The sequence below is a fragment of the Actinosynnema sp. NPDC050801 genome (assembly GCF_040673975.1).
Taxonomy (GTDB): Bacteria; Actinomycetota; Actinomycetes; order Mycobacteriales; family Pseudonocardiaceae; genus Actinosynnema.
This window is the reverse complement of sequence record NZ_JBFAQZ010000006.1, coordinates 119,007-134,955: the sequence shown is the minus strand read 5'-3', so window position 1 is coordinate 134,955 and position 15,949 is coordinate 119,007. Positions and strand designations below refer to the sequence as shown.

Sequence of the window (15,949 nt, the reverse complement as noted above, 5' to 3'; positions counted from 1 at the left end):
TGCGTGGGCGCTAACGGTCGAGTTGCGCGCGCAGGTCCGCCCACGCCACGCTGCCGGGACGCGGCGCACCGGTGCGCCGGACGTCGGCGATCGCGGCGGCCACTCGCCGGGCCTCCGCGGGGTTTCGGTGGGTGAGCAGCGCGATCCGTCGCCATGCCTGCAAGGTGTCGCGCAACTGGTCGAGGTGCAGCGTCCGGCGGGCCGCGGTGAGCGCGGCGTCGAATGCGGCGTCGAACTCGGCGGTCTGCTCGGGCAACAAGGCGGCGCGGATGGCTTCCGGCGAGCCGAACCGGGCGGCGGCCTCGGTGTCGCCCACCCACTCGGGCGTGGGCTCCAGGCCGTCGACATCCGCCGAGTGCCGCCCGGAGCGGGCGGGTTCGGGGGAGCGCGCGGCCGGTCGGCTCATGACCGCATCCTAGCGCCGTGTCCGGTGCCCAGCCTGCGCCCGGGCACGTGCCGGTGTGATCGTCCTCGCCCCTGCCGGACTTGGAGCGCGCCGGGCGAAGTGCGACGATGCCCAGGCTGTAGAGGGGGTGTGCGAGGAAGCCGGTGCGAATCCGGCGCGGTCCCGCCACTGTGACCGGACCGAGGAGCCGGGAGTCAGGAACTCGACCCCCGACTCATCGACCGGACACGGGCGTGGACACCCGAGGAAGGACACCGCCGCATGGGCGCGCGTTTCCCCTTTTCCGCTGTCGTCGGCCACGACGACCTCCGCACAGCTCTGCTGCTCAACGCTGTGCACCCCGGTATCGGCGGGGTGCTCGTCCGAGGTGAGAAGGGCACCGCGAAGTCGACCGTGGTGCGCGCGCTCGCCGCGCTGCTGCCCGAGCTGGACGTGGTCCCGGGCTGCCGGTTCGGCTGCGACCCGACCTCGCCCACCGACTGCCCGGACGGGCCGCACGGCGCGGGTGCGCAACGGCGTCCCGCGCGGCTGGTGGAGCTGCCGGTCGGCGCGACCGAGGACCGGCTGATCGGCTCGCTCGACCTCGAACGCGCGTTGACCGAGGGCGTCCGCGCCTACCAGCCGGGTCTGCTGGCCGCCGCGCACCGGGGCGTGCTGTACGTGGACGAGGTGAACCTCCTGCACGACCACCTGGTCGACCTGCTGCTCGACGCCGCCGCCATGGGCCGCGCGCACGTCGAGCGCGAAGGCGTATCCGTGTCGCACGCCGCGTCGTTCCTCCTGGTGGGCACCATGAACCCGGAGGAGGGCGAGTTGCGCCCCCAGCTGCTGGACCGCTTCGGCCTCACGGTCGCGGTGCGCGCCTCGCGGGACGTCCCGACCCGCACCGAGGTCGTGCGGCGGCGGTTGGCCTACGAAGCCGACCCCGAGGGGTTCGCCGCCCGCTGGGCGGAGACCGACCGGGACCTGGCACGGCGGATCGTCGCCGCGCGCGACCGGCTCGAGGACGTCGTGCTGCCGGACGCCGAGCTGCGCCGCATCGCCGGGATCTGCGCCGCGTTCGAGGTGGACGGGATGCGCGCGGACCTCGTGGTGGCCCGCACGGCGACCGCGCACGCCGCCTGGCGCGGTGCCGCGGAGGTGACCGAGGAGGACGTGGAGGCGGCCGTCCGCCTGGCGTTGCCGCACCGCAAGCGCCGCGACCCGTTCGACGAGCCCGGCCTGGAGGAGGAGCAGCTCAACGACGCCCTCCAGCAGGGCGAGGAGGCCGCGCGGGAACCGGAAGACGGCCCCGAGGGCCCGGACGACCCCGATGGCCCGGGTGACCCGGGAGGCCCGGACGACGGTGGCGGCTCGCCGCCGCCCGGCGGGCCGCCGGAGTCCACTTCGGACGGTCAGGGTGCGGGCTCGGCCGAGCGGTCGCACGCTCCCGCGCCCGCGTTCCGCGCCCGGTTGCTGGAGGTGCCCGGGGTCGGCGAGGGCGCGCCGGGCAAGCGGTCCCGCGCCCGCGCGCGCACCGGCCGGGTGGTCCGATCGTCCACTGTGGATGGAACGGGCCTGCACGTCGTCGGCACGCTCGGCGCGGCGGCGCCGTACCAGGCCGCCCGCGGTCGCCGCGGTCCGGGCCTTGAGCTGCGCGGCGCGGACCTGCGGCTGTCGGTGCGCGAGGGCAAGGAGGGCAACCTCGTGCTGTTCGTGGTCGACGCGTCCGGCTCGATGGCCGCCCGGCAGCGGATGTCGGCGGTCAGCGGTGCGGTGATCTCCCTGCTCCGCGACGCCTACCAGCGGCGGGACAAGGTCGGGGTGGTGACGTTCCGGGGCCGCGAGGCCCAGGTCGCCCTGCCGCCGACCAACTCGGTCGACGCGGCGGCGGCCCGGCTGCGCGCCCTGCGCACCGGCGGCCGCACGCCCTTGGCCGACGGCCTGCTGCGCGCCCGCCGCGTGCTGGACGCCGAACGCGTCCGCGACCCCCGCCGCCGACCGCTGCTGGTGCTGCTCACCGACGGTCGGGCGACGGCCTCGGGCACCGGCGGCGACCCGATGCGCGACGCGCTGCGCGCGGCCGGACTGCTGGCCGCCGACCGGGTGGCGTCGGTGGTGGTCGACTGCGAGCACGGCCCGATCAGGCTCGGCCTGGCGGCACGCGTGGCGGTCGCGCTCGAAGCGGCGTGCGTGCGCCTGGAAGAACTGTCCGCCGACCAGGTCGCCGGCGTCGTGCGCGCCGCCCGAGCCGCGTAGGAGCGTCGCAATGCCCCAAGGTCAACCAACCACGGTCCCGGACGACGGGCTCAGCACCCGGCAGCGCCGCAACCGACCGCTGGTCGTGCTGCACACCGGCGAGATGAAGGGCAAGTCGACCGCCGCCTTCGGCCTGGCGCTGCGCGGGTGGAACCAGGGCTGGTCCATCGGCGTCTTCCAGTTCGTGAAGTCCGCCAAGTGGAAGGTCGGCGAGGAGTCGGCGTTCCGCGCGCTCGGCCGCCTGCACGAGCAGACCGGCGAGGGCGGCCCGGTCGAGTGGCACAAGATGGGCGAGGGCTGGTCCTGGACCCGCAAGCAGGGCACCGAGGACGACCACGCCGCCGCCGCCCGCGAGGGCTGGCAGGAGATCTCCCGCCGGCTCGCCGCCGGACGGCACGGCCTCTACGTGCTCGACGAGTTCACCTACCCGATGCACTGGGGCTGGATCGACGTGGACGAGGTGGTGGAGGCCCTGCGCAACCGGCCCGGCCACCAGCACGTGGTCATCACCGGCCGGTACGCGCCCGCGAAGCTGGTCGACGCCGCCGACCTGGTGGTGGAGATGACCAAGGTCAAGCACCCGATGGACGCAGGGCAGAAGGGCCAGAAGGGGATCGAGTGGTGAACCGGCTGGTGGTCGCCGCGCCCGCGTCGGGCAGCGGCAAGACCACCGTGGCCACCGGCCTGATGGCGGCGCTGCGCCGCGCGGGTGACCGGGTGGCACCGTTCAAGGTCGGCCCGGACTACATCGACCCCGGCTACCACTCGGTGGCCACGGGCAGGCCGGGCCGCAACCTCGACCCGGTCATGGTCGGCGAGCACCGGGTGGCGAGCATGTTCGCGCACGGCGCCCGCGGCTGCGACCTGGCCGTGGTGGAAGGCGTGATGGGCCTGTTCGACGGGCGAGTGGACACCGAGGGCATCGGGTCCACCGCGCACGTCGCCAAGCTGCTGTCCGCGCCCGTGCTGTTCGTGGTCGACGCCCGCGGCCAGAGCCGCAGCCTCGCCGCCCTGCTGCACGGGTTCCGCGGCTACGACCCGACCGTGCGGCTCGGCGGCGTGGTGCTCAACCAGGTCGGCTCCGCCCGGCACGAACAGGTGCTGCGCGGCGCGTGCGCCGAGGTTGGGCTGGACGTGCTCGGCGTGCTGCCGCGCGACGACAAGTTCACCCTCCCGTCACGGCACCTGGGCCTGGTCACCGCGGCCGAGCACGGACCGGCGGCCGTCGCCGCCGTGGACGCCATCGCCGACGCGGTCGCCCGGCACGTCGACCTGGACGCGGTGCGCAGGCTCGCCGCCGAGGTGCCCGCGATGGCCGTGCCGACGTGGGACCCGCGCACCGAGGTCGAGCCGGTCGAGGGCGCGCCGACGATCGCCGTGGCGGGCGGTGCGGCGTTCACCTTCGGCTACGCCGAGCAGGTCGAGCTGCTGGCCGCGGCGGGCGCGGACGTCGTCGTGGTCGACCCGCTGCGCGACGAGACCCTGCCCGACGGCACGGCCGGCCTGGTGCTGCCCGGCGGGTTCCCCGAGCAGCACGCCGCCGAGCTGTCGGCCAACGACGGGCTGCGCGCCGCCGTCGCCGCCCTGGCCCGCGGCGGCGCGCCCGTGCACGCCGAGTGCGGCGGCCTGCTGTACCTGGCGAACTCCCTGGACGGCGTGCCGATGTGCGGCGTGATCGACGCCGAGGGCGCGATGACGTCCCGGCTCACCCTCGGCTACCGCGACGCCGTCGCGCCGCAGGACTCGGTGCTGGCCCCCGCGGGCTCCCGGATCACCGGGCACGAGTTCCACCGCACCGCGCTGAGCGTGGCGCACGGCGCGAAACCGGCCTGGCAGTGGCGCGGCCACGACCTGCGCCCGGTGACCGAAGGATTCGTCCTCGGCCGGGTGCACGCGTCGTACCTGCACACCCACCCGGCGGCCGCGCCGGAGGCGGTGACCCGCTTCGTGCGGGCCTGCGCGAACGAGTCCGTGCGCTTCGAGGCCACTCGTTAGTGGATCGTGCTCGCGCGGTACGGTCCTTGCCCACCAAGCCGAACACGTCGTGGGGAGCAGTTGTGATGACTGGTCGGGTCTCCTTCGTGGGTGCCGGTCCCGGCGCCGCCGATCTCATCACCATCCGCGGCGCGAAGCGGATAGCCGAGGCCGACGTCGTGCTGTGGGCGCCCACCGTGATCGAGGTGGAGTGCGTGCGCGAGCACGCCCGCCCGGACGCCGAGCTGGTCGACTTCTCCCGGGTCACCGAGGCCGACGTGGTCGAGGTGTACCGGCGGGCGTCGGCGGGCAAGCTCAGGGTCGTGCGGCTGCACGCGGGCGACCCGTCGCTGTGGAGCGGCCTGCGGGACCAGCAGGACTCGTGCCAGCGCCTCGGCCTGGAGACCGACGTCGTGCCCGGCGTGTCGCAGGTGTCCGCCGCGGCGGCGTCGGTCGGCCGCGAGCTGACCACTTCGGACCTCGCGCAGTCGTTGCTGCTGGTCGGGCCCGAGACCGCCGAGCACGTCGAGGAGTTCGCCGCGCACGGCACCACGATGGCGATCTCCGCGTCCGGCGCGCGCGCCGGCCTGCTGGTCGAGCGGCTGCGCGCGGGCGGTTACGCCGACGACACGCCGGTCGTGGTGGCGTACAAGGTCTCCCTGCCCGACGAGACGGTCGCGCAGACCACGGTGGGCGAGCTGGAGGCGTGCGTGAAGGAGCACAAGCTCTACCGCACCACGTTGTTCCTGGTCGGCAAGGTGCTCGCGCCGCCCGCGTCGCGCCGCCGTGCGCCGGTGGTCGAGGGCGACGAGCCGGCGCGCCGGCCGCGGTCGTCGAAGTGGGCCAAGCGGGCGCACCGACCGGTGGTGAAGTCGTCGGTCGGCGAGTCGCCGTCGGCCGCGGCGGCGTGGTCGGCCGTGCACGACTGGCAGGAGACGGCGCGCACCAAGCGCTCCGGGCAGTCGCGACCGAAGCCGGCACCCGCCGACGAGCCGGTGTTGGAGCTGGTCCAGGACGTGTCGGACCAGGGTGCGCCCGACCAGGGCGTGCTGACCCAGCACTTGTCGGACCGGGACGTGTCGGACCAAGGCGATGCGGCGGGTGCGGGCGTCGAACCGGCGGCCAGGCCGAAGCCCAAGCCCGTGGTCGCCGCCGCCGCGAAGCGCAACCCCGCCACCGTGCGGGCGAGCACGACACCGCGCAAGCCGGCCGCGTCGCGGACCAAGAAGAACAAGCGTGTGACCTGACATGGACGTCGTCGCGCTGCACCGCTTCGTCACCGAGGCCGGTCGGTCCTGGGACGAGGTGACCGTCGTGGACGCGGCGGCGCTGGGCCTGCGGCACGCGGTGAACGTGTGCCGGGCGCGGCCCGCCGTCGTCGTGTCCGGCGCGGACCCGGCGGAGCTGGCCCGCGGGCTGGCCGGGTGGCGACGGGCCCTCGTGGTCTCCTCCGCCGCCGGTCTGTCCACCGTGGACCCGGCCGACGCGGTCGCGCGGCCGTGGGCGGACCCCGGCGCGATCCTGTGCCTGGCCGAGCAGAACTTCGCGCCCTCGGGCGAGGGCTGGGCGCTGCCGGACGACGATTTCGCGCACCGCGACGGCATGGTCGCGGTCGCCGAGGTGCGCGCGCTGGTGCTGGCCCGGCTCGCACCGCGCCCCGGCGTGCTGGTGTGGGACGTCGGCGCGGGTCCCGGCGCGATCGGCGTCGAGTGCGCCCGGCTCGGTGCGGCGGTGGTCGCGGTGGAACGCGACCCGGTGCAGTGCGTGCGGATCATCGCCAACGCCTCCGCCCACGGCGTGGACGTGCGCGTGGTCGAGGCCGAGCTGGACGAGGCGGGCGAGCTGCCCCGGCCGGACGCGGTGTTCGTCGGCGGCGGTGGCGCGGACGTGGTGCGGCGCAGCGCGCGGTCCGGCGCCCGGCGGGTCGTGGTGGCGACCCCCGACCTGGACCGCGTCCTGCCCGCCCGGGACGCGTTGCTGGACGCGGGCTACGAGGTCGAGGGCAGCCAGCTGGCCGCCGCGCGGCTGACCGGCGGCACGTTGCTGGCCACCAACCCGGTGACCGTCCTGTGGGGGGTGAAGAAGGCGTGATCGGGGTGTTCGCCGCGGGCGAGCACGGGCGGCGGGCCGCGGTCGAGCTGGCCGGGTTCCTCGGGCCGGACGCGGTGGTGCCGGACGGTCCGATCGGGCCCGCGTTGCGCGCGCTGTGGCCCCGGCTGGGATCGGCGGTGTTCTTCCTGGGCACGGGTGCGACCGTGCGGCTGGTCGCGCCGCTGCTGCGGGACGAGCGCGCCGATCCGGGCGTGGTGTGCGTGGACGGCGGGTTCGCCGTGTCGCTGCTGGGCGGCGCGGACGCGTTGGCCGAACGGGTCGCCGACGTGCTCGGCGCGCGGGCCGTGCTCACCTCCGCGGACGTGGACTCGCCGCTGGACGAGCTGGTGGAGCTGCTGGACGCCACCGTCGAGGGTGACCTGGCCGGGTGCGGCGAGGCGGTGCGGCTGGGCGAGCCGGTGGCGTTGGCCAACCCGCTCGGTTTCCCGCTGCCCGCGCTGCCCGACAACGTGGTGGCGGGCCACGGGCACGACGCGGCGTGGACGGTGCTGGTGGACGACCGCGTGCCCAAGGGACCGCCGGACGACCACGTGGTGCGGGTCGTGCCGCGCACGCTCGTCGTGGGCGTCGGGTCGAGCACCGGCGTGTCCGCGGCGGCCGTGTCGGCGGCGTTGGCGCAGCTGGAGGAGAAGCGCGGGCTGGACCTGCGCGCCATCAGGGCGTTCGCCACGCTGGACCGCAAGGTCGCCGAGCAGGGCATCGCGGACGCGTTGGAGGACTGGGGTTTCTGGCACGACTCGACCACCGCGCCGCTGCTGTCCTACCCCGGCGAGGAGCTGGCGGTGATCCCGGTGCCCAACCCGGCGGAACTCGCCATCGGCATCCCGAGCGTGGCCGAGGCGGCGGCGCTGCGCGGCGCGGTGGAGCTGTCCGGCGGCGGCCGGGTGGAGATCGCGGCGGAGAAGGTGAAGGGCGTCGGGGTGATCGTCGCCGCCGCCCGCGTGCTGCCCCGCGGCCGGTTGGCGCTCGTGGGCCTCGGTCCTGGCGACGCGGACGAGCGCACGCCGCGCGCCGAGGCGGAGTTGCGGCGGGCGGCGGTCGTGGTGGGCAGCGCCGAGTGCGTCGCGCAGGTGCGCCACCTGCTGCGGCCCGGCACGCGGGTGGCGGCCGACGGCGCGGTGCGGCTGGCCGAGGCGGGTGCGGCGGTGGCGTTCGTGGACGCGGGCGCCGGGCCGGTTGTTGCCGGGCCGATACGGGCCGATGTCATCCGCGTGACCGGCGTCACCGGTCAACTGTGAAGTTGCGAGGCACCGTCGAAAGGCGGTTGTCGCGTTCGTCGTCTTGGTCCTAGCTGGAGGTGCGCCCGAACCGGGGCGCCCCTGCACTGGAAGGATCGACATGGCGAAAACCCTGCGTCGCCTGCTCACCGTCCTGGCCACGACCGTGGCCGCGATCGGTCTGATGACCGTCGCGCCCGCCTCGGCCGAGACGTCCTCCGACACCGGTGTGTCACCGTTCATCGTCGGTGGCTCGCGCGTGTCCACCAGCACCTACCCGTGGGTCGTCTACCTGGCCACCAGCTCCGGCGGCCAGTTCTGCGGCGGCACGCTGGTCAAGGCCAACAAGGTCGTCACGGCCGCGCACTGCGTGAGCGGCCGCAGCGCGTCGAGCACCCGCGTGGTGCACGGCCGGGACGACAAGCAGAGCACGGCGGGCACCGTCGCCACGGTGAGCCGGATCTGGGTGCACCCCAGCTACCGGACCGCCAGCTCCGGCTACGACGTCGCGGTGCTGACCCTCGGCACCAGCATCAACTCGACCTACCTGCCGCTGGCCACCCCGTCGGACACCGCGCTGTACGCGGCGGGCACGAGCGCGCGGATCTACGGCTGGGGCACCACGTCCTCGGGCGGCTCGGCGTCGCGGTACCTGCTCGGGGCGACCGTGCCGGTGACCTCCGACGCGACCTGCCGCTCGGCCTACTCCAACTACAGCAACACCTCGATGGTGTGCGCGGGCTACCCGCAGGGCGGCGTGGACACCTGCCAGGGCGACTCGGGCGGCCCGCTGGTCGCGGGCGGCAAGCTCATCGGCGCCACCTCGTTCGGTCGGGGCTGCGCGCTGGCCGGCTACCCCGGCGTGTACGCGCGGATCGCGGCCTACTACTCCGTGATCACCGCTCAGCTGTAGTCACCCGTGACGTGCCCACGACCGGGTGGTTCCCGGTCGTGGGCACGTTCGTCGGGTTCGATCCGGTGACATGCGCCGACTACTCGTGACGATGCTGGCCCTGATGTTCACCGTGCCGGGCGTGGCCTCCGCGTCGGGCGTGCTGCACTCGTGCACCACGTCGGTCGACGGGCACACGGCCTCGGGGCAGTGCGAGGGCGGCGGGTCGTTCCGCCTGCTCGCCTCCTGCGAGGACGGCTCGACCGCCCGGAGCTCCTGGCTCAACTTCACCAACGGCATCGGCAAGACGAAGATCCGCTGCCGGTCGAACGCCCTGGAGGCGTGGATCGAGCAGAGGTAGCCGCTCCCAGCGGGTTCCCGTGATGTGAAGCACCCCGGTTGGACAGGACATGTCTGGTGTGGATGCTTCTACCCATGCACGGTGAACAGCACTACCTCGTGGGCCTGGACCTGACCGGTCGGCGCGTCGTCGTCGTGGGCGGCGGCACGGTCGCGCAGCGCAGGCTGCCCAGGCTGGTCGCGGCGGGCGCGCGGGTGGAGGTGATCTCGCCCGAGGTCACCCCGGCGGTCCAGGGCATCGTCGACGGCGGCGAGGCGACCTGGCACGCCCGCGAGTACGCCGACGGTGACCTGGACGGCGCCTGGTACGTGCTGGCCTGCACCTCCTCGCCCGAGGTCAACGCCAGGATCACCGCGGACGCCGAGCAGCGCCGCGTGTTCTGCGTGCGCGCCGACGTGGCCGTGAAGGGCACCGCCGTGACGCCGGCGGTCGGCGAGCACGACGGCCTGCTGCTCGGCGTCCTCGCGGGCGGGCAGCACCGCCGTTCCGCGGGGGTGCGGGACGGGCTGCTCTCCGCCCTGCGCGACGGTTCCCTGGCAGACCACCACGACCAGCCGGCGGGCGTGGCGCTCGTCGGCGGCGGCCCGGGCGACCCCGACCTGATCACCGTGCGCGGGCGCAGGCTGCTCGCCAGGGCCGACGTGGTGGTGGCCGACCGGCTCGCGCCGCGCGAGCTGCTGGACGAGCTGCCGCCGCACGTCGAGGTGGTGGACGCGGCGAAGATCCCGTACGGCCGGGCCGCGACGCAGGACTTCATCAACACCACGCTGGTCGACCACGCCAAGGCGGGCCGGTTCGTGGTCCGCCTCAAGGGCGGTGACCCGTACGTGTTCGGCCGGGGCTTCGAGGAGCTGATCGCGTGCGCCGAGGCGGGCGTGCCGGTCACCGTCGTGCCCGGCGTCACCAGCGCGTTCGGCGTGCCCGCGCTGGCGGACGTGCCGGTGACGCACCGGGGCGTGGCGCACGAGGTGGTGGTCGTGTCCGGGCACGTCGCGCCGGACGACCCCAGGTCGCTGGTCGACTGGTCGGCGTTGGCCAGGTTGAGCGGCACGGTCGTGATCCTCATGGGGGTGGAGCGGGCGGCGGCGTTCGCGGACGCCCTCATGGCGGGTCGTCCGGGCGACACCCCGGTGTCGGTGATCCAGGAGGGCGGCACCCGCACCCAGAAGGTCGTGCGGTCCACGTTGGCGTCCCTGGCCGCGGACATCGCCGAGCACGGCATCCGCCCGCCCGCGATCATCGTTGCGGGACCGGTTGCCGCACTGGCGGGGCAGTTGCCGCCGCGCTCCTGAGCGCCCACCCCGCCCCGGCGGCGACGACCGCGACGAGCCCGCCCAGCGTGGCCCACGTCGTGCCGCCGGGGTGGACCAGCGCCTCACCCCGCATCGCCTGCCACACCAGCAGCGCGAACAACCCGGCGTACCCGAGCGCGGCCACGCCGATCAGGCGGGTGCGGGCCCGTTCGGCCAGTCCGAGCGCGGCCAGTCCCAGCGCCAGCACGATCATCACCTGCAACCCGTGCATGCCGACGAAGTGCGGCACGCGCAGGTCGCCACCGGTGGTGCTCCACCCGGTGAGCGGCAGGCCCGGGCCGCCGTCGGGCACGCCGACGCTGTGCCCGGCGACCAGTTCGACCTCCCGGCCGCCCGCGTCGACCGCCGTGTACTCGTTGCGCTGGAACACCATCAGGTAGCCGGACGACATGCCGGCGATCGCCAGGTACAGCCCGCCGCGCACCGCCCACCGCACGTCACGCCGCCCGAAGCGCTGGAACGACAGCACCAGCGCCAGCACCACGTTGGCCAGGAACATCGCCGGGATCGCGGTGCCGAAGCTGACCTGGAGGAACTGGTTCAGCGGGTCGTCGGAGGTGTTGTAGTGGGTGAACATGCCGCGCCCGGCCTGCACCGCGATCAGCCCGACCTCCACGAACATGATCGCCGCGATGAACGTGGCGGCGCCGGCCGTCCACCTCCGCCCCCGGTGCGGCAGCGAGAGCATCCAGGACAGCGTCGCCGAGTAGACCGCCAGCGACACCGCGAACTTGAACGGCTTCGCCCACGGCGACGCCCCCTGCAACACCCGTCCGTCCAGCAGCATCGCCACCGCGAACCCCACCGCGCCCACCGCCATCACCACGGCCAACCACAGGGTGGGCCGGTGCCAGGTCTTCGTCATGGGACCAGCCTCGCCGGACGCACCACCAAGATCACTGGTGCTGTCCATGCACTCGGAGGTGGGGCAGGCCCTCCCCCCGTGTCCGGATGGGACAATGGGGGACGAGGCCCGGACGCGGCGGCGGGCCGCGCGGAACGGGGTCGGCGTGGCGGTGTGGGTTCGGCTCGCCGGGGTGGGGCTGGCCAAGGTGCGGTTCGCCTACTCGCCGGTGTTCGAGACCGTCATGGCGGTCGACGGGTTGCGCACACCGGGCGCACACGCCGTGCACCTGCCGTGGGTGCGGTGGGCGCGGGACCGGGTCGACGGGATCGCCGGCCTCGACACGTTGCTGGCCAGGCTGGAGGGTCCGGCGAAACCGGCCGACCTGATGCCGGTGCCGGACGTGCGGATGCCCGACCTGGACGCGGAACTGCGGCACGTCGCGCAACCGGAGGCCGACGTCATCCGGCGCTGCCACGACCTGCTCATCGCGCCGCACTGGAAGCGCATCACCACCGTCCTCGAAGCCGACATCGCGGCGCGGGCGGCGACCCTGGCGGACAAGGGCGTCGAGGCGGTGTTCCACGACCTGCACCCCGAGGTCACGTGGGCCGACGGCGAACTGGTCCTGCACCGCAAGCCCGAGCACCGGGTCGACCTGGCCGAGCGCGGTCTGGTGCTGTGCCCCAGCGTGTTCTGCTGGCCGAAGGCGTGGATCGCGCTCGACCCCGTCGGCCAGGGCGTGCTGCGCTACCCGGCGCGCGGCATCGGCACGTTGTGGGAGGACCGGGAGGCACCGCACGGCCTGGCCGCGCTGATCGGCCGCACCCGTGCCCACCTGCTCACGCTGCTCGAAGCGCCGAAGAGCACGTCCGACCTGGCGGCGGCGCTGGGCGTCACGGCGGGGGCGGTCTCGCAGCACATCGGCGTGCTGAGGGCGGCCCGGCTGGTGACGACGCGGCGTGAAGGGCGGCACGTCCTGCACATGCGCACCACCCGGGCCGACGCACTCCTGGGCTAGGGGAGCACTGACCGGATCGCCGCGCCGGCGCCTCCGAGGACGTCGACCTCCTGGCGTCGTGGTTGATCACTCGGCAGTGCGGGCGACATGTCCGTCGGTCCCGAGACCGCTGCCGTACCCCCGACGTGGCGTTCGACGACGTCGTCGCGGCCCTGGTGCTGCACTACCTGGAGGACTGGACCGCCGGCCGAGTTGCGGCGTGTGCTGAAGCCCGGCGGCCGGGTCGCGCGGAACAACCGGGTCGCGCAGGACGGCCGGAGTCGAGGCAGGGCCCCGTGAACGGCAAAGCAGGGGTCCCCGCCAAGGGGACCCCTGCTGTGATGCTGCCACGAGGGTCTGACAATTTCTGGCGTCAGAGCCCGTCAGCCGACGATCTGTGGACTAGTGCTGCGCCACCCGGCGAGGCCGGCCCGAGCCCGCGCCACTGCGGTCGCGGTCGAATCGGCCGCCGCGGAAACCGCCGCCGCCGGTGCCGCCGCTGCGCCGAGGACCGCCGCCACCGCCGCCACCGCGACGAGCGCGGACCGGGACCTCGGGCTCGATCACGGGGATGCCGCTCGGCACCCGCGCGCCGGTGATGCGGGCCAGGTCCTCGTCACCCGGACGGACCTTGGTCGACGTGGGGCGGATGCCCGCGCGCGACGTCAGGCCCTGCACGGCGCGCCGCTGGTCGTGCGTGACCAGCGTGACGACCGTGCCGGACTGGCCGGCCCGCGCGGTGCGCCCGGCCCGGTGCAGGTAGTCCTTCGGGTCGGCCGGCGGGTCGACGTGCACGACGAGGCTCACGTCGTCCACGTGGATGCCGCGTGCCGCGACGTCCGTGGCGACCAGCACCGGCATCGTGCCCTCGCGGAACTGGCTGAGCACCCGCGTGCGCGCGCTCTGCGCCTTGCCACCGTGCAACGCACCGGCGTGCACGCCCATCGACCGCAGCTTCTTGGCCAACCTGTCCACGTGGTGCTTGGTGCGCACGAACATGATCGTGCGACCCTCGCGCGCCGCGACCTCGGTTACCACGTTCTGCTTGTCCTCGGCGGACACGAACAGCAGGTGGTGCTCCATCGTGGTGACGCTGCCCGTGGGCGGCGACACCGAGTGGACCACCGGGTCGTGCAGGTACTGGCGGACCAGCTTGTCCACGTCGCCGTCGAGCGTCGCGGAGAACAGCAGCCGCTGCCCGTCCTGCGGCGTCAGGTCGAGGATCGCCCGGACCTGCGGCATGAAGCCCATGTCCGCCATCTGGTCGGCCTCGTCCAGAGCCGTGAACATGACCTCGGACAGGTCCGCCGTGCCCTGCCGCACGTGGTCGGACAGCCGACCCGGCGTGGCGATCAGCAGGTCGACACCACGGCGCAGCGCGTCGACCTGGCGCGGGAACGACGTGCCGCCGACGACCGTGCGGCACCACAGGCCCAGCGAACGGGCGAACGGGTTGAGGGCTTCCTCGACCTGCATCGCCAGCTCGCGGGTGGGCACCAGCACGAGCGCGCGCGGCTTGAGCGGCTTGGCCCGACCACCGGTCAGGCGGGACAGCAGCGCCAGGCCGAACGCCAGCGTCTTGCCGGAGCCGGTCTGGCCGCGCCCGAGCAGGTCGCGGCCGGCCATGGCATCCGGCAGCGTGGCGGCCTGGATCGGGAACGGATCGGTGATGCCCGCCTGCTCGAGCGCGCGCAGCAGCTCGTCGGACAGGCCCAACTCGGCGAACGAGGGCAGCGGGCCCTCGGGCATCGTGCTCTCGACGTGGTCGGGAATGGTGGTCGTCAGCTCCACGCTGGAAGCGGGACGACGGTTGCCCTGGCCTGGGCGCCTGTTACTGCGGGGCTTGCGGAACTGCGGGCGCTCGGAACGGCCTTGGGACATTGTCGGCAAAACAAACCTCCGGGACACGGCACGTCTCGAGGATTGCTCTGCTTCAGCAGGCGCGATCGCGGGGACGGGCCCGGCGCGCGGGTCGCGCCGATAGTGGTTGGGAAGCACCACCGGCCACTCTGGCGGCCTGGGGCACGCAGCGGCGCCACCGGGCGGTGCACCACTCAGTCTAGCCGATCACGGACCGGAGTTCGTCATCCCGGCGGTGTTCTCGCGCACACGGGTGGCCGTGCGGACGATCGAATGGGCCGCGCCGATGATCGTGCAGGACCATGAAACCGCACGTGGCGAGGGGTGCGCAAGGCTTCCGGCCCGCTCGTGCCGACGCGGTTCCCACCAGCTGAACGGAGCAACAAACGATCGGCGCGGTGCGCACCGGGCGGAAGGACTTCGACTTCCCGCAGGCGCTCGTGCGGCGCCGCGCCGATCGGTCGCGCGGCGAGCTCCGGGCCGACTTCGACCCGGAGCTCGTGCGCGCCCTGCCGTCCTAGCACCGACCGGCGCCCGGCGAGGCCCGCTCCGCGCGGGCCGTCCGCGACCTCGTCCGGCCCTCGCTCACGCCGAACGGGTGACCACCGGTCACCGCAGACCGGCCAGGTCGAGCAGCATCTCGGTGGTGTCGTGCGGCTCCGCCAGCTCCGGTGGGAGGCCGCGCGCGGTGAACCAGCCGGCCACGTTGCGCACGTCCCGTTCCAGGAACTCCGGCCCGCGCGGGTTGGCCACCAGGTCCACCACCTGCGGCAGGTCGATCACGACCAGCCGCCCGTCGTGCACCATCAGGTTGAACGCCGACAGGTCGCCGTGCGCCAGACCCACCGACGCCATCACGCTCAGCGCGTCCACCAGCTGCCGCCACAGCCCCAGCAGCTCGTCCGGCTCGGGCCGCAGCTGCGCCAACCGGGGCGCGGCCGCGCCGTCCGTGCCGACGAACTCCAGCAGCAGCTCGGTGCCGTCGCGCTGCACCGGGTAGGGCACCGGGGCGCCCGACTGCCACAGCGTCGTCAGCGCGGCGAACTCGGCCACCGCCCACCGCTCGGCGATGAGGTTGCGGCCGAACGCGCTGCGGTTGGCCATCGCGCGCATCTCGCGCGAGCGCCGCATCCGCCTGCCTTCGAGGTAACCCGCGTCCCGGTGGAACAGCCGGTGGTCGTTGCTGCGGTACCGCTTCGCCGCCAGCAGGCACGACCGGTCGGTGCCGGGCATCGCGCGTTCCAGCAGGAAGACGTCCGCCTCCTTGCCGGTCTTGACGATCCCCAGCTCGCGGTCCACCGCGGACAGGTCGGTGACCAGCCAGTCCGGGTGCGGTTTCGGCCCTTGGTCGGCATCGCCCCAGGTGGACCACCGGTCGCCGTCCTCGGGCACGTCCGCAGCGGCGGCGTCCTCCCGCATCTGGGCGAGGCGGTCCTTGGCCTCTTCGGTGAGCCGGCCACGACGGCCTGGCTCGATGTCGCCGTCAGCGCGCGCCGAGGCCTTCTTGGCCTTCTTGGCGCGCCACTTCAGGTCGTCTGCGTGGTCGAAGTCGGATTCGAGTTCCGCGTACTGCTCGTGCTCGCGCACTGGATGAGCTCCAGGTGAAGTGGGGTGGATCGCCCCCACCGGCGCGGTGTGGTCCTTCGCGCGGGTTCGCGTCAGGCGAGAGGGGCGAGCGGACGGGTCGGTGCCACGTCCCGGACAGCTGTCGCCATCTGGCACCTCCTCGACT

Annotated in this window: 15 protein-coding genes, 1 pseudogene and 1 riboswitch; of the genes and pseudogenes, 12 read left to right on the top strand and 4 right to left on the bottom strand. The window is 74.2% G+C overall.

What is annotated here, in order from left to right:
• Positions 1-10: 10 nt before the first annotated feature.
• Positions 11-406, bottom strand: a complete 396-nt coding sequence (locus AB0K14_RS15650) for a DUF6247 family protein (RefSeq protein ID WP_360447356.1) — start codon at positions 404-406, stop codon at positions 11-13.
• Between the two features lie 108 nt (positions 407-514).
• Positions 515-611: riboswitch (cobalamin riboswitch) on the top strand.
• Between the two features lie 56 nt (positions 612-667).
• On the opposite strand from AB0K14_RS15650, the gene AB0K14_RS15645 reads away from it, so the two are divergent.
• From AB0K14_RS15645 to cobA, 9 genes are all read left to right on the top strand, one after another.
• Positions 668-2,644: a putative cobaltochelatase gene (locus tag AB0K14_RS15645; protein ID WP_360447358.1), complete on the top strand. Its 1,977-nt coding sequence runs from the start codon at positions 668-670 to the stop codon at positions 2,642-2,644.
• Positions 2,645-2,654: 10 nt separating this feature from the next.
• Positions 2,655-3,269 carry a cob(I)yrinic acid a,c-diamide adenosyltransferase gene (cobO, locus tag AB0K14_RS15640; RefSeq protein WP_360447360.1) on the top strand — a complete coding sequence of 205 codons (615 nt, stop codon included), beginning with the start codon at positions 2,655-2,657 and terminating at the stop codon, positions 3,267-3,269.
• A complete protein-coding gene (locus AB0K14_RS15635; RefSeq protein ID WP_360447362.1) occupies positions 3,266-4,639 on the top strand; it encodes a cobyrinate a,c-diamide synthase in 1,374 nt (457 codons plus the stop codon). Before cobO ends, AB0K14_RS15635 begins: the two co-directional genes overlap by 4 nt.
• A gap of 65 nt (positions 4,640-4,704) precedes the next feature.
• Positions 4,705-5,865 carry a cobalt-precorrin-4/precorrin-4 C(11)-methyltransferase gene (locus AB0K14_RS15630; RefSeq protein ID WP_360447364.1) on the top strand — a complete coding sequence of 387 codons (1,161 nt, stop codon included), beginning with the start codon at positions 4,705-4,707 and terminating at the stop codon, positions 5,863-5,865.
• Between the two features lies 1 nt (position 5,866).
• Positions 5,867-6,709: a hypothetical protein gene (locus AB0K14_RS15625; protein WP_360447366.1), complete on the top strand. Its 843-nt coding sequence runs from the start codon at positions 5,867-5,869 to the stop codon at positions 6,707-6,709.
• Entirely contained in the window at positions 6,706-7,968 is a 1,263-nt protein-coding gene (locus AB0K14_RS15620; protein WP_360447368.1) for a cobalamin biosynthesis protein, read from the top strand. The genes AB0K14_RS15625 and AB0K14_RS15620 overlap by 4 nt, the downstream gene beginning before the upstream one ends.
• 100 nt (positions 7,969-8,068) lie before the next feature.
• The gene (locus tag AB0K14_RS15615) at positions 8,069-8,860 is read left to right on the top strand and encodes a serine protease (protein WP_360447370.1); all 792 of its coding nucleotides are present in this window, start codon (positions 8,069-8,071) and stop codon (positions 8,858-8,860) included.
• 70 nt (positions 8,861-8,930) lie between these two features.
• Positions 8,931-9,200: a hypothetical protein gene (locus AB0K14_RS15610; protein WP_360447372.1), complete on the top strand. Its 270-nt coding sequence runs from the start codon at positions 8,931-8,933 to the stop codon at positions 9,198-9,200.
• A 74-nt stretch (positions 9,201-9,274) separates the two neighbouring features.
• Positions 9,275-10,492, top strand: coding sequence for a uroporphyrinogen-III C-methyltransferase (gene cobA / locus AB0K14_RS15605; RefSeq protein WP_360447374.1), 1,218 nt, complete (start codon positions 9,275-9,277; stop codon positions 10,490-10,492).
• On the opposite strand, the gene AB0K14_RS15600 is transcribed toward cobA, so the two are convergent.
• Complete coding sequence (locus tag AB0K14_RS15600; RefSeq protein WP_360447376.1) at positions 10,437-11,378, bottom strand: hypothetical protein; 942 nt, start codon at positions 11,376-11,378, stop codon at positions 10,437-10,439. The two genes, cobA and AB0K14_RS15600, sit on opposite strands and share 56 nt — an antisense overlap.
• Positions 11,379-11,472: 94 nt before the next feature.
• Between AB0K14_RS15600 and AB0K14_RS15595 the strand changes: the two genes are divergently transcribed.
• Both AB0K14_RS15595 and AB0K14_RS15590 read left to right on the top strand, forming a co-directional pair.
• Entirely contained in the window at positions 11,473-12,378 is a 906-nt protein-coding gene (locus AB0K14_RS15595; protein ID WP_360447378.1) for a DUF5937 family protein, read from the top strand.
• Between the two features lie 119 nt (positions 12,379-12,497).
• Positions 12,498-12,600: pseudogene (locus tag AB0K14_RS15590) on the top strand (class I SAM-dependent methyltransferase); the annotation flags it as partial.
• A 159-nt stretch (positions 12,601-12,759) separates the two neighbouring features.
• Here the strand turns inward: AB0K14_RS15590 and AB0K14_RS15585 are convergent.
• On the bottom strand, positions 12,760-14,238 hold the full coding sequence (locus AB0K14_RS15585) for a DEAD/DEAH box helicase (protein WP_360447380.1): 1,479 nt from the start codon (positions 14,236-14,238) through the stop codon (positions 12,760-12,762).
• A 377-nt stretch (positions 14,239-14,615) separates the two neighbouring features.
• Between AB0K14_RS15585 and AB0K14_RS15580 the strand changes: the two genes are divergently transcribed.
• The gene (locus tag AB0K14_RS15580) at positions 14,616-14,738 is read left to right on the top strand and encodes a hypothetical protein (RefSeq protein ID WP_360447382.1); all 123 of its coding nucleotides are present in this window, start codon (positions 14,616-14,618) and stop codon (positions 14,736-14,738) included.
• A gap of 88 nt (positions 14,739-14,826) precedes the next feature.
• On the opposite strand, the gene AB0K14_RS15575 is transcribed toward AB0K14_RS15580, so the two are convergent.
• On the bottom strand, positions 14,827-15,747 hold the full coding sequence (locus tag AB0K14_RS15575; protein WP_360447599.1) for an RIO1 family regulatory kinase/ATPase: 921 nt from the start codon (positions 15,745-15,747) through the stop codon (positions 14,827-14,829).
• Positions 15,748-15,949 lie beyond the last annotated feature (202 nt).

Coding starts and splice junctions, on each gene's coding strand:
- AB0K14_RS15600 (WP_360447376.1), bottom strand. CDS start 11,378: ATGACGAAGACCTGGCACCGGCCCACCCTGTGGTTGGCCGTGGTGATG.
- AB0K14_RS15645 (WP_360447358.1), top strand. CDS start 668: ATGGGCGCGCGTTTCCCCTTTTCCGCTGTCGTCGGCCACGACGACCTC.
- AB0K14_RS15615 (WP_360447370.1), top strand. CDS start 8,069: ATGGCGAAAACCCTGCGTCGCCTGCTCACCGTCCTGGCCACGACCGTG.
- cobO (WP_360447360.1), top strand. CDS start 2,655: ATGCCCCAAGGTCAACCAACCACGGTCCCGGACGACGGGCTCAGCACC.
- AB0K14_RS15585 (WP_360447380.1), bottom strand. CDS start 14,238: ATGTCCCAAGGCCGTTCCGAGCGCCCGCAGTTCCGCAAGCCCCGCAGT.
- cobA (WP_360447374.1), top strand. CDS start 9,275: ATGCACGGTGAACAGCACTACCTCGTGGGCCTGGACCTGACCGGTCGG.
- AB0K14_RS15625 (WP_360447366.1), top strand. CDS start 5,867: ATGGACGTCGTCGCGCTGCACCGCTTCGTCACCGAGGCCGGTCGGTCC.
- AB0K14_RS15610 (WP_360447372.1), top strand. CDS start 8,931: ATGCGCCGACTACTCGTGACGATGCTGGCCCTGATGTTCACCGTGCCG.
- AB0K14_RS15630 (WP_360447364.1), top strand. CDS start 4,705: ATGACTGGTCGGGTCTCCTTCGTGGGTGCCGGTCCCGGCGCCGCCGAT.
- AB0K14_RS15595 (WP_360447378.1), top strand. CDS start 11,473: ATGGGGGACGAGGCCCGGACGCGGCGGCGGGCCGCGCGGAACGGGGTC.
- AB0K14_RS15650 (WP_360447356.1), bottom strand. CDS start 406: ATGAGCCGACCGGCCGCGCGCTCCCCCGAACCCGCCCGCTCCGGGCGG.